This window comes from Pseudomonas sp. SDO5591_S426 (assembly GCF_054070755.1).
On record NZ_JBSVXD010000004.1, the window covers coordinates 77,540 to 89,241 of the forward strand.

Consider the following 11,702-nt stretch of genomic DNA (forward strand, 5'->3'; position numbering starts at 1 on the left):
GTGAATCAGTGTGCAAGGACCTTGGACAGAAACTCGCGGGCGCGCTCCGAGCGAGGGGCGCTGAAAAATGTCTCGGGCGGAGCGCTTTCGACGATCCGACCGGCGTCCATGAAAATGATGCGATCGGCGGCGGAGCGTGCGAAGCCCATTTCATGGGTGACGACCACCATGGTCATCCCGGTGCGGGCCAGATCGACCATGACCTTGAGCACCTCGTTGACCATTTCCGGATCAAGCGCCGAGGTCGGTTCGTCGAACAGCATCACGCTGGGTTTCATCGCCAGTGACCGGGCCAATGCCACACGCTGTTGCTGGCCGCCGGACAATTCAGCGGGATAGGACTTGCCCTTGTGTGCCAGGCCGACCTGATCAAGCAGTTGCAAGGCCCATGCGTCTGCATCCGCGCCGCGCATGCCGAGGACTTTTCGCGGGCCCATCGCGACGTTCTGCAACGCGGTGCGATGGGAAAACAGGTTGAAACTCTGGAAGACCATTCCGACCTTCGCGCGCATCTTGGCCAGCGCCCCACCCTCTTCCGGCAGGCGCTCGCCGTGCAGAAAGATATCGCCATCGGTGACGGTTTCCAGGCGGTTGATGCAACGGCACAGGGTCGATTTCCCAGAGCCCGATGGGCCGATGATCACCACCACCTCGCCAGGCTGTACCTCCAGGTCGACATCAAACAGCACTTGCTGACTGCCGAAAAACTTGTTGACGGCACGCAGTGAAATGGCAGGCGTTTGTTGAGTGAACGATTGAGCCGATTGCATGGTTTCTGGTCTGCCTCAAAAGATCTGACACGTGCCCGGCAGGCACCCCGAACTAGACGAACTTCAATTGCACCGTGGCTTTCAATTGACCGGCTCGCGAACCGTTGTAACTTCTCAACACCGGATCGGCCCAGGGCGCCAGCAGCGGATTGTCGCTGTCCTCATCCAGCACCCCCAATTGTTTGAGCACGGCAATGGTCACCGCGAAAACGCTGGCGAAATCGCCGTCACTGATCTTTACCGCCACGCCCAAGCCACGACTGCGGATACCGACCGTCTGCACGCCATCGGCACCGGTTTTCGCAACCCAGTCACCATTCGAAGACATCGTGATGCCCAAGTCGGCGCGTCCGGTCCCCGAGACCATTTCCGGATGGCTGCGCATGGCATCGAACAGCCGCCGCAATACGGGATCGAGGCTGGCGTCACCACCCCCCTCGGCACTGGCCAACCGCGCCCACAACAGGGCGAGGCGCGACAACGGCATGCCCAGGTTTGGCGCGTTGCAGCCGTCGATTCCGGTCCAGAGCTGATTCTCCGCAACCCCTGTCAACGCCGCGACTACCCGCTGGATGTCGCGCTGCAAGGCATGTTCGGGGGACAGATAGGTTTCGTTGGGCAAACCATGCAGGCGGCAATACGCGAGGAAACCGCTGTGCTTGCCGGAACAGTTGTGGTGGCGCTGATCGTAGCGAAAACCCTGGGGCGGCAGATTGTCCGCCGTGTAGAAATCGGGCAGATGGCAACCACACCCCAAGTCAGTGGACGCTCGCTGGATTTTTGCGAGCATGCCACTCACAGCATTCACGTGTGCGGTTTCGCCCGAGTGACTGGCGCACATTATGGCCACTTGTTCATCGGAGAAGTCGAAGTGCTCGACCCCACCATCCCGGACGAAGGGAATGGCCTGGAATGGCTTGAGCGTGGAGCGGGAAAACATCATCGAACCGGGGTCGCCGGCATAGGCCAGCAAACATCCTTCGTTATCAACGACAGCCACCGATCCCCAGTGGATGCGCTCCACGTGTTCGTTTCGGGTAGCAATGGCCAATGGAACGTGTGCGGGAAAATCCATGGTGATCTCGATACTCCAAAGTTCGCTACAGGGATCTGTGTCCCTATCGCAAATACGTGGTCGGTTGGATGAACGACGTGCGCACTTCGATCGAAAATGAGTCTATATTCAGTCAAATACTGATGGAATAACGCGAAACAGAATTCGGTTTTGCATCCAGAGCAAAGGCAACCACTTCCAACATGACGTCTGAAACGGCACGTATCGATCACCTGGGGGTCATGAGAGCACTGGTCAAAGTGGTCGAATTGGGCACCTTTTCCGCAGCGGCCCGGGAGATGCACGTCTCCCCTTCAACCCTGACCCGCATGATCACGACGCTGGAAAAATCCCTGGGCACGACCCTGCTGCACCGCACCACGCACATCGTCGCCCTCACGGAAGCGGGCCAAATCTATCACGCGCGGGCGTTGTCGATGATCGCGGATCTGGACGACACCTTGCGTGTCGTCAGCGACCTCAACCTGGCGCCCAGCGGCCCGTTGAAACTCGTATCGCCGGTGGCATTCGGCAGACGGTTCCTCGCACCGCTGATCGCGCCATTCCTCCAGATGTATCCGGGTATCCAAATGGATCTGCGGTTGACCGACAACCACAATGACATGATCGTAGGCGGCTTTGATCTCGATATTCACGAGGGCGAAAATCATCTGGAGAACTTGGTCGCCTATCCAATTTGCCGCAACGATTCATTGCTGTGTGCCACACCCGAGTATCTAAGACGCAACGGCCCTCCAGCCACCCCCGCCGAACTCAGCTCACATAATTGCCTGATCTACCTGCACCCTGACAGCGACCCGCACTGGTACTTCACCAAGGATGACGTAAAACACTCGATTTTCCCCAAGGGCAATCTGCAATCGGACAACTCGGAGCTGCTGCTTGAAGCCGTCTGTGGCGGCCTGGGTATTGCAGAATTTGAAATCTGGCTGGTGCGTGACCTGCTCTTGAGCGGTGAATTGCAAATCGTGTTGCCTGAATATCGGTTTGTTAATTCACTGACCGGGAATCAAATCTACATGGCTTACCTTCCCAATCGACGTTACTCGACGAAAGTCAGGGTGCTGCGCGACTTTCTTCAAGACCGACTCAAGGGCATAAGCGAACTGCCTCCCGAGCTTTTCAAGTGTCGGTCATGAGCAAGTGCTCACGGTTAAATGAGCGAGCTGTCGGCAAAGAAGCTGATTCGGGTCCGTCCGAAGGTGTCGAGCAAATGCTGGAACGCGGCTACCAGGGAAGCTGCGCTTTGAACCTCAATCATGTTATGCGCTACTTATTACGCCAAAACCAGTGAGTCATAGTTCCGGACGCTCGCCCGCAAACGATTCGAAAAAGGATATCGATGAGGGATGAGGAATCACTCTTGAAGTGATGCGAGGACTTCGCTTTAGTCGAGGCGCCCAATTGCTCAGGATGGCGCATGCCCTATCACATTATCTTGCTCGTACTTTTCGCAGCGCTCTTGCATGCCAGCTGGAATGCCGCATTGCGCGGTGGCGCCGACAGACTTTGGTCGATGACGATCATGTGCGTGGCGGTAGCCATTGCCAGCATCGCAATAGCCTTGTTTTTGGAAGCTCCGGCCCAAGCCAGCTGGTTCTACGCAGCGCTTTCAGCGGTGCTGCACGTTGGCTACAACTTGTTCCTGGTACGCAGCTATAAGGTTGGAGACCTTGGGCAAACTTACCCTATCTCACGGGGCTCCTCGCCTGTCCTGATTACCCTCGCCGCTTCGTTTTTTGCCGGAGAAACGGTTGGGCCAGTGGCGATGATCGGCATTTTACTGGTCTCAGGCGGAATCATTTCGCTGGCCTTCAGGGGACGCAAGCTGGCTGTTCCCAGTCTGCCTTACGCCCTGGGAACCGGTTGTTTCATTGCGGCTTATAGCGTGACGGATGGCATTGGCGTGCGCCTGTCCGGCGCGCCGATGGCATACACGGTATGGATGTGCGCCTTGTGGGGCGTTTTGATGCCTTTGGTGTATGTCGGCGTGCGCGACACGAAAAGTTTATGTTCCTTGCGACCGGGTTTCATGTCGGCCTTCATTGGAGGTCTGGTTTCACTTCTGGCCTATGGCATCGTCATCTACGCCATGTCCGCCGCGCCCATGGGAGCGGTGTCGGCATTGCGCGAAACCAGCGTGTTGTTCGCGGTATTGATCGGATATTTTTTCTTGGGTGAAACACTGACTGTCCGAAAGATATTGGCATGCGCGGTGATTGCCGTCGGCACGATCATCATTGGCTGACGGCAGGGGCGCAAAGCCGAGGTCAGCTATGGGGTCGGTTACCGCCCTGCTGGGTTGATTCGCCTTCAGCGATACAAACCCTTCACCGCTGACAGAGGTCTCACCCAAAGTTTCAAACTGGTATCATTCGACAACTTACAAACCGGGTAGCAAAAATGAATCGCCGTAAAAAACTCAACCAGATATTGAAGGCCAACGCTAAGAAGGCCAGCGCCAAATTGGCACCGAAGAACAAGACCAAGTACATCAGTAAAGCTGACCGATTGAAGCTGGAGGCTGAAGCCAGTCAGGAATCGAACACCTCTTCTGAGAATTGATCCAGGTAGCGCCATGCTGCCGATTCACGACTCGTCGGCAACAACTCTCACTCTGTGGCAGTCAGACGGTTCAAGTTTCTTACCGTTTGATGAGCGAACATCAATCGGCATGAGAACCTGTCTGGACTCGTTGTCCAACAGCACAGAACGCGTCTCCCCCGGCTGGAACAGAAAACGTTCGCCCCACTGCCTCATGCTGACCACAATCGGAAAGATCTCCCGTCCTTTGTCCGTAAGCACGTACTCCTTGTAGGCGCTTCCGTCTGACGCCGGTCGGACGTCGAACACACCGACCTCAACCAACGCTTTCAGGCGCGAGGCCAGAATATTCTTGGCCACGCCCAGGCTCTTTTGAAATTCGCTGAATCGGCGAATATCGTCAAACGCGTCGCGGATGATCATCAGCGACCAGCGATCCCCAATCACTTCCAGTGTTCTTGCTACCGGGCATTCGCTGCTATGCGGTGAAGCACCATCGACCATCGTATTTACCTTTTGAATAAGGATTGCCATGCCTGTCGATCAATCACGATCAATGTGGTTGCAATTTGAAACCTAACCCAGCAACAATTGAATCAGGTTTTTAATTGAAACTACTTTAACGCCAAGGAGGCGTTCATGACAGCAGATACCGACTCAGCCACCAAACGCTTGTCCAGGCAGCCTTCGGGATTGCCACCTACGGATACGATCGATCGGTCTCCGGGACTTTCACCGTCGATCATATTATTGTTTTCCGTCACCTGCGCGCTTGCGGTCGCCAACGTCTATTTCGCACAACCGTTACTCGACTCGATGGCCCAGAGCCTGGGTGTGGCCTCATCAATGATCGGGGTGGTGGTGACGGCCACTCAAGTTGGTTACGCGTTAGGCTTACTGTTCATCGTCCCACTCGGTGATCTGGTCAACCGAAAGCGGCTGATTTTGACTCAAGTACTGTTGTCTGCCGTTGCCCTCGCGGCGGTGGGCGCAGCACAACAGTGGCTGGCCCTGCTGGGAGCCATGATCGTGATGGGCTTACTGGCAGTGGTGGTTCAGGTGCTTGTGGCATACGCCGCCGTGCTGGCAACGCCTTCACAACGTGGGCAAACAGTGGGAACAGTCACCAGCGGAATTGTCCTGGGTATTCTTCTGGCTCGGTTTACCTCTGGGGTGATCGCAGATCTGGCGGGCTGGCGCGCCGTTTATTTTGTGTCCGCAGGATTGATGCTGGCTATCGCGGCGGTGTTCTGGAAAGTGGTTCCTGGCGCAACGACACCACGCAACCAACACGCCTACCCAGCGCTCATCCGGTCGCTGTTCAAGCTGTTCGTGACCGAACCGATTTTGCGGATCAGGGGTCTGCTGGCCTTGCTGATCTTTGCCGCGTTTTCCGTGTTATGGACAGCCATGGTGCTGCCATTGAGCGCCCCACCGCTGTCGCTTTCACACACTGCCATCGGCCTGTTTGGCCTGGCCGGCGTCGCCGGTGCCCTGGCGGCCAGAAGAGCCGGTCGCTGGGCCGATCAAGGTTTGGGACAACGCGTGACCGGCATTTCGCTCGGGTTGCTGACGCTTTCCTGGTTGCTCATTACTTTCGCCGAAACGTCCCTGATCGCGCTGGTTTGCGGAGTGGTCCTGCTCGACTTCGCGGTGCAGGCCGTGCACGTCACCAACCAGAGCCTCATTTTTGCTGCACGACCCGATGCCCAAAGTCGCATGGTCGGCGCCTACATGTGCTTCTACTCAGTCGGTAGCGCGCTGGGGGCAGCGGCCGCGACCCAGGTTTATGCGCGTTGGGGCTGGATGGCGGTGAGCCTGCTGGGCGCCTTGATCAGCGCGACAGCGTTGGTGCTGTGGTTTTTCACGTTACATTGCTCAACGATCCATCAAGGAAGATCAGCATGAAAGTCGGGCACCTGCTACTTGCCATCTCGATTACGGCCATATGGACAAGGGCTCGGGAGCTATAGTGACGTTGTCAGGCAATGTGGGAAATGGCCTGCGGGAGAACCCATTGTCAGCTGTCTTTTTGCGCCAGGTTTTGGCGTCCGCAATGCTGCTTTTTGGCGTCGGCACTTCGTCCGCTGTTCTCGCCTGCCCGGCCGGTCAGTACCAGGTCTGCGTGGTCGCTTGTTTTTGTGCTCCAGGCTCCGAAGACGACATCGGGACGATTTTCGAAAACGTGAACCAGATGGCTGTCACCGGATTGGAAAGCTGGATCGTGCTGTCGCGCAACACCGCGGCAACCGGCGATATCCAGACAATTCCGCTGAATATCCGCGCCCAACTCGAACCCTACTACGACCTTCAAGTGCTCGACTCGGCGCGCTACAAGGTTGGCGATGATGCGGAGCTGAACGCCGCAAACACCATGCTGCAGAACCCCGATATCAATGCAGTCACGCTGATCGACATCATCGTCTTTCGCAACGCCGAAGACGCACTGAACGATGTGGCCCTGTGGGCGCATGAGTTGAAGCACGTGCAGCAATACCAGCAATGGGGAGTCCGCGAATTTGCCACGCGCTATACCCGCGACTACAACGCCGTAGAAGCGCCGGCCTACGAGATTCAAACCCAGGTAAGCAAAGCGCTGAGAGCGGGTGCGGCACAGCCGGGGCTTACTCGATAGCCGGTATATGTGGTTTAAAACACGCTTCGAGTCCTCTAATCAAGCATTCACACTCAATCAAGTATCGGTTGGGCCGATTGATGCCTGCGAATTATCGATTTGAGCTGTTGTTGAAGCACCCCGAGTATGGGTGCCACTTCCAACAACAAAAACAAAGGACCCGCCATGATTGCCCGATTCCACAATCCAGTTGATACACGTTTCGGCTGGGGCAGCCTGCATGAACTTGCCGACATCACTGAAAACCAGAAAGTCGCCCTTGTGACCTTTCCCGAGGCGCGTGGGCTGGGATTGGTTGATCGCATTCAAGACCTGCTAGGCGACCGCTTGGTGTATGTGATCGAGGATGTTCAGCCTAATCCAGATGTCGCCCAGCTACGCGATACCTATGAACGATTCTGGCAGCAAGCCGGCGAATGCCACGCGGTCATTGCAGTAGGTGGCGGCAGTGCCATCGATACCGCCAAGGCGTTGATCGTGGGTACCGAATCGGGGCGCTTTGATGAGCTGCTCGCGTTACTGGCAACCGGTAAACCCTTCGTCCCGGCGCGCAGCAAAGTACTGATCGCGGCGCCCACCACGGCGGGCACCGGGAGCGAGGTGACGCCTTGGGCGACGATCTGGGACTCGGCCAGCCACAAAAAATACTCGCTGCACCTTGAATGCACCTGGCCGAAGGTCGCCATTGTCGACCCGGAGCTGATGCTCACCGTTCCTGGCGGCGTCACCGTCTCTACAGGGCTGGATGCCTTGTCTCATGCGCTGGAATCAGTCTGGAACATCAATGCCAACCCGGTTTCAGACACCTTTGCCATATCCGCTATTGCGGACATTCTGGAATGCCTGCCGCAGCTGCGTCGAGACCTCTCCAGCAGGGAACTGCGCTCGCGCATGGCATTGGCCGCCCTCAAGGCAGGGATGGCGTTTTCCAACACCAAAACCGCCCTGGCCCATTCCATCTCTTACGAGATGACCCTGCACCACGGCCTGCCGCACGGCATCGCCTGCTCCTTTACGTTGCCGCTGGTGCTGGGCCTGGCCTGGGGTCACGACGCAGCGCGCGACCGTATCCTTCAACGAATTTTCGGCAACGACCTGGACAAAGCACAGGTTCAGTTACGTGAATTCTTGCATAGCCTGGGCGTGAAAACGGAGTTTTCCGATTATGGCGTAACGGCGGAGCAAGCCGAGCAAATGATTCATTTCGCCATGCAGGGCGCAAGGGGCAAAAACTTTATCGGCTCTCAAGCTGCGTAGACCCTGCCAACACCTAACAAGCACTGTCAGCGGCATGACGAGCCGCGACGATTTCCTGCAGCACTCACAAAAGAGTGCACTCGCCGACGCCAATCGGTGAGAGCGAACAATAATAAGGAAAAGATCATGAATCGTGCCCAAACCATGCCTGCTCTGGCCGTACACACCGCCTCATTTCGAGTCGCTCAATGGCGAATGTTGCTGGCGGCGATGTTTTGTTATTTGTTTTTCTACACCGGTCGGCAAACCTTCGGTTTCGCCATTCCGGGCATCCAGGCCGAATTCGGTTTTACCAAGGAACACCTCGGATGGGCATCGGCAGCCATGCTCTGGGCCTATGCCATCGGCCAGGCCATCAACGGTAACCTTGCCGATAAGTACGGCGGTCGCCGCATCATGACCGCCGGTGCCGTGCTGTCCTGCGCCGCCAACTGGGTGACCAGCTTCGCAGGCAATTTCGCCGCACTTATCCTGCCATGGGGCATCAATGGTTATTTCCAGGCTTTGGGGTGGGCGCCGGGCAGTCGGCTGATCTCCAACTGGTGGAGCGCCGGCGAGCGCGGCAAGGTGTATGGCTTATATGTGTTTGCCGCCGGTTGCGCCTCGGTCCTGTCGTACGTGACCTCGATCGTGGTGCTTGAGGTGATGCATCTGGAGTGGCGCTGGATCTTTCGGTTGCCGGTGCTGCTGATGCTGGCGGGCGGGATTATCTTTTATCTGGTGGCGCGGGAACGTCCGCAGGATATGGGCTTCGAGCCACTCGCAGACACCGGAGTAGCTAACGCCGAAGACAAAAATCACGAAGTGGCCCATGGCGAAGTCGAGACCTCCACACAACGCTACAAAGCGGTCCTGAAAAACTTTCGCTTGATCATCGCCGCAGTGTCCCTGGGTTTTCAGAACGCCGCTCGCTATGGCCTGATCGTGTGGGTACCCGTGCACTTTCTGGGTGCCAACTGGAAGAGCGGCGACAGCATGATCGATCCGAAGTGGATCACTGTTGCCCTGCCGGTAGGCATGGCCATCGGCGCGCTGAGTAATGGCTGGATTTCGGACAAACTGTTCGGCTCCAAACGCTACCTGGCGATCATGCTCTACATGGTGCTCGGCGCCGCTACCAGCCTGTGGATGTGGACCCTTGCGCCTCACAGTGCCACGGGGCTTATCGCGTTATTCCTCTGCGGATTCTTTGTTTACGGCCCTGCGTCGAGTTTCTGGGCGCTCTGCCCTGACCTGGTCGGAGCAAAGCGGGCTGGTACGGCGACCGGCGTCATGAACTTTTCGTCCTACCTGTTCGCGGGCCTGGCGGAACCGCTGATCGGCGGTATGCTCGACAGTACCGGCAATACGTCGTTGATCTTCATCGTGGTCACCACCGCTTGCCTTTGCAGCGCAGTGGTCGCGCTGTTCATCAGGCGTTGAGTACAAGGTCGCGGCTCAGGAACAGGATCTTTTATGTACCAGTACCACAAGTGGCTACGTTCTTTTCATGCAGTAGCGAAGACGGGCAGTTTCACCCTCGCCGCCGAGTACCTGAGCGTCGGCCAACCGACGGTGAGTGAACAGGTCAACGCGCTGGAAAAGAAATATTCCGTAGAACTGTTCCACCGTCGCGGCCGCTTTATCGAAATGAGTTCGGCGGGACACAAGCTCTATGCGATCACTCAGGGCCTGTTCGGCCAAGAGGATGAAGCCGTGCAACTTTTACAAAGTTTCAAGCAACGCAAGACCGGTATGTTGCGCTTGGGCGCGGTGTCCCCGCCCATAGCGATGAACCTGACGTATGAATTGATGCAGCGACACCCGGACATCGAACTGGAGACCTCGTTTTCTCCCGAAAAGGAGACGCTGGACCGGCTCTTCAACTTCGACATTGATGTGGCGATTCTGGCGCTGTCCGAATTCGACCAGCGTTTTGATACACAACTTTACCGGCGCTATCCGATCATTGCTGTCGTGCGCGATGACCATCCCTGGGCCAGTCAGAAAGAGGTACACGTCGAACAGATCAGCAGCGAACGATGGGTGCTTCGGGAAAAAAGCTCGCGCACGCGTCAGTTGGTGGAGGAAAGCTGCAAGCGCCTCGACGTCGCGCTCAACTGCGTGATGCAGCTGAACAGTCGCGAAGCCATCGTCCATGCCATCGCCAAGGGCATCGGCATTGGCTTTGTCTCTGCCGTCGAGTACGCCGAAACCCCGGGCACAAAACCGATCACGTTTGTAAATCACCCGTTTTCCATCGACTACCACTTGTGCTGCCTCGGTATTCGCAGAAACCGGCCGATGATCGCGGAGTTGTTCGACGCCAGTTCAACGCCTGTTATCTGATTCTGTAACGCACTTTAACAATCGATAAGCCTACTTCTCACTGGTGAGAGGGACGGCCTTCCCCTACCCAAAAGTGGAGATTCAACATGCATTACAAACAACCTGCGCAACTGCAAGCCGTGGTCCTGGACTGGGCAGGCACCGTCGTCGATTTCGGCTCCTTTGCCCCTACGCAAATTTTCGTCGAGGCCTTCGCCGAGTTCGGCGTGGCGGTTTCTCTGGAGGAAGCGCGCGGTCCCATGGGCATGGGTAAGTGGGACCACATCCGCACGTTATGCGATCAGCCACAGATAGCCGAACGTTACCGTGCGGTGTTTGATCGCTTACCGACCGATGAAGACGTCACCGCGCTTTACGAGCGTTTCATGCCACTGCAAATCGAGAAGATCGCGCTGCACTCGGCGCTGATTCCTGGCGCCTTGAATGCCATCGATGCACTGCGCGACCAGGGTTTGAAAATCGGATCCTGTTCGGGTTATCCGGCTGTCGTCATGGAAAAAGTGGTGGAACTGGCGCGCCACAATGGCTACGTCGCCGACCACGTGGTAGCGACCGACGAAGTGCCTAATGGCCGCCCACACCCCGCCCAGGCTCTGGCTAACGTGATTGCCTTGGGCATCAGCGACGTCGCCGCTTGCGTTAAGGTCGACGACACCTGGCCCGGCATCCTCGAAGGCCGCAGCGCCGGTATGTGGACAGTCGCGCTGACGTGCTCCGGCAACGCTCTGGGTTTGACCTACGAACAGTACAAGGCGTTGCCCTCCGACAAGTTGGCGGAAGAACGTGCCCGCATCATCAAGATGTTCGAAGGTTCTCGCCCGCACTACCTGATCGATACGATCGTCGATTTGCCGGCCGTCATCGAAGACATCAATGCGCGCCTGGCACGCGGTGAAACCCCTCAAGGTTCCTGACCACGTTCGGCTAAGTGACAGTGGCCGTTCTCCGGACGGCTACAACCAAAAACAACAAGAGAGACTCGTCATGATCTACGCCCATCCTGGCACCCCCGGCGCCCTCATATCCTTCAAGCACCGCTACGGTAACTACATCGGCGGCGAGTTCGTCGCGCCTGTCAAAGGTCAGTACTTCA

At 57.1% G+C, this 11,702-nt stretch carries 13 protein-coding genes; 10 read left to right on the top strand and 3 right to left on the bottom strand.

Annotated elements, in window-relative coordinates:
- Nucleotides 1–5: 5 nt before the first annotated feature.
- Complete coding sequence (locus ACW9JC_RS02100; RefSeq protein WP_338581468.1) at nt 6–770, bottom strand: amino acid ABC transporter ATP-binding protein; 765 nt, start codon at nt 768–770, stop codon at nt 6–8.
- A gap of 52 nt (nt 771–822) precedes the next feature.
- The gene (locus tag ACW9JC_RS02105; protein WP_457453272.1) at nt 823–1,845 is read right to left on the bottom strand and encodes an asparaginase; all 1,023 of its coding nucleotides are present in this window, start codon (nt 1,843–1,845) and stop codon (nt 823–825) included.
- A gap of 182 nt (nt 1,846–2,027) precedes the next feature.
- On the opposite strand from ACW9JC_RS02105, the gene ACW9JC_RS02110 reads away from it, so the two are divergent.
- The 3 genes from ACW9JC_RS02110 to ACW9JC_RS02120 all read left to right on the top strand — a co-directional run bounded on the left by ACW9JC_RS02110 (nt 2,028) and on the right by ACW9JC_RS02120 (nt 4,410).
- Entirely contained in the window at nt 2,028–2,984 is a 957-nt protein-coding gene (locus tag ACW9JC_RS02110) for a LysR family transcriptional regulator (RefSeq protein ID WP_457453273.1), read from the top strand.
- A 281-nt stretch (nt 2,985–3,265) separates the two neighbouring features.
- Nucleotides 3,266–4,093: an EamA family transporter gene (locus tag ACW9JC_RS02115; RefSeq protein ID WP_457453275.1), complete on the top strand. Its 828-nt coding sequence runs from the start codon at nt 3,266–3,268 to the stop codon at nt 4,091–4,093.
- Between the two features lie 155 nt (nt 4,094–4,248).
- The gene (locus ACW9JC_RS02120) at nt 4,249–4,410 is read left to right on the top strand and encodes a DUF2986 domain-containing protein (protein WP_457453276.1); all 162 of its coding nucleotides are present in this window, start codon (nt 4,249–4,251) and stop codon (nt 4,408–4,410) included.
- 24 nt (nt 4,411–4,434) lie between these two features.
- Here the strand turns inward: ACW9JC_RS02120 and ACW9JC_RS02125 are convergent, their stop codons facing one another.
- A complete protein-coding gene (locus ACW9JC_RS02125) occupies nt 4,435–4,893 on the bottom strand; it encodes a winged helix-turn-helix transcriptional regulator (protein ID WP_457453286.1) in 459 nt (152 codons plus the stop codon).
- Between the two features lie 135 nt (nt 4,894–5,028).
- Here ACW9JC_RS02125 and ACW9JC_RS02130 point away from each other — a divergent pair, with 135 nt between their 5' ends.
- From ACW9JC_RS02130 to ACW9JC_RS02160, 7 genes are all read left to right on the top strand, one after another.
- Nucleotides 5,029–6,297, top strand: coding sequence for an MFS transporter (locus ACW9JC_RS02130; RefSeq protein WP_457453277.1), 1,269 nt, complete (start codon nt 5,029–5,031; stop codon nt 6,295–6,297).
- Nucleotides 6,298–6,445: 148 nt separating this feature from the next.
- A complete protein-coding gene (locus ACW9JC_RS02135) occupies nt 6,446–7,024 on the top strand; it encodes an eCIS core domain-containing protein (RefSeq protein ID WP_457453288.1) in 579 nt (192 codons plus the stop codon).
- A gap of 165 nt (nt 7,025–7,189) precedes the next feature.
- Nucleotides 7,190–8,281 (top strand): iron-containing alcohol dehydrogenase PsrA, encoded by a 1,092-nt coding sequence (gene psrA / locus ACW9JC_RS02140; RefSeq protein ID WP_457453279.1) that lies wholly within the window; start codon nt 7,190–7,192, stop codon nt 8,279–8,281.
- 126 nt (nt 8,282–8,407) lie between these two features.
- Nucleotides 8,408–9,703, top strand: a complete 1,296-nt coding sequence (locus ACW9JC_RS02145; protein WP_416126645.1) for an MFS transporter — start codon at nt 8,408–8,410, stop codon at nt 9,701–9,703.
- Between the two features lie 33 nt (nt 9,704–9,736).
- Nucleotides 9,737–10,609 (top strand): LysR substrate-binding domain-containing protein, encoded by an 873-nt coding sequence (locus tag ACW9JC_RS02150; protein ID WP_338581379.1) that lies wholly within the window; start codon nt 9,737–9,739, stop codon nt 10,607–10,609.
- Between the two features lie 86 nt (nt 10,610–10,695).
- On the top strand, nt 10,696–11,523 hold the full coding sequence (phnX, locus tag ACW9JC_RS02155; RefSeq protein ID WP_338581381.1) for a phosphonoacetaldehyde hydrolase: 828 nt from the start codon (nt 10,696–10,698) through the stop codon (nt 11,521–11,523).
- 70 nt (nt 11,524–11,593) lie between these two features.
- On the top strand, nt 11,594–11,702 hold a 109-nt coding region (locus ACW9JC_RS02160), incomplete at its 3' end, for a hypothetical protein (RefSeq protein ID WP_457453290.1).

Excerpts from the sequence above, each read along its gene's own strand:
- ACW9JC_RS02105 (WP_457453272.1), bottom strand. The coding sequence starts at position 1,845 with ATGGATTTTCCCGCACACGTTCCATTGGCCATTGCTACCCGAAACGAA.
- ACW9JC_RS02145 (WP_416126645.1), top strand. The coding sequence starts at position 8,408 with ATGAATCGTGCCCAAACCATGCCTGCTCTGGCCGTACACACCGCCTCA.
- ACW9JC_RS02150 (WP_338581379.1), top strand. The coding sequence starts at position 9,737 with ATGTACCAGTACCACAAGTGGCTACGTTCTTTTCATGCAGTAGCGAAG.
- psrA (WP_457453279.1), top strand. The coding sequence starts at position 7,190 with ATGATTGCCCGATTCCACAATCCAGTTGATACACGTTTCGGCTGGGGC.
- ACW9JC_RS02135 (WP_457453288.1), top strand. The coding sequence starts at position 6,446 with ATGCTGCTTTTTGGCGTCGGCACTTCGTCCGCTGTTCTCGCCTGCCCG.
- phnX (WP_338581381.1), top strand. The coding sequence starts at position 10,696 with ATGCATTACAAACAACCTGCGCAACTGCAAGCCGTGGTCCTGGACTGG.
- ACW9JC_RS02110 (WP_457453273.1), top strand. The coding sequence starts at position 2,028 with ATGACGTCTGAAACGGCACGTATCGATCACCTGGGGGTCATGAGAGCA.
- ACW9JC_RS02115 (WP_457453275.1), top strand. The coding sequence starts at position 3,266 with ATGCCCTATCACATTATCTTGCTCGTACTTTTCGCAGCGCTCTTGCAT.
- ACW9JC_RS02100 (WP_338581468.1), bottom strand. The coding sequence starts at position 770 with ATGCAATCGGCTCAATCGTTCACTCAACAAACGCCTGCCATTTCACTG.
- ACW9JC_RS02125 (WP_457453286.1), bottom strand. The coding sequence starts at position 4,893 with ATGGTCGATGGTGCTTCACCGCATAGCAGCGAATGCCCGGTAGCAAGA.
- ACW9JC_RS02120 (WP_457453276.1), top strand. The coding sequence starts at position 4,249 with ATGAATCGCCGTAAAAAACTCAACCAGATATTGAAGGCCAACGCTAAG.
- ACW9JC_RS02130 (WP_457453277.1), top strand. The coding sequence starts at position 5,029 with ATGACAGCAGATACCGACTCAGCCACCAAACGCTTGTCCAGGCAGCCT.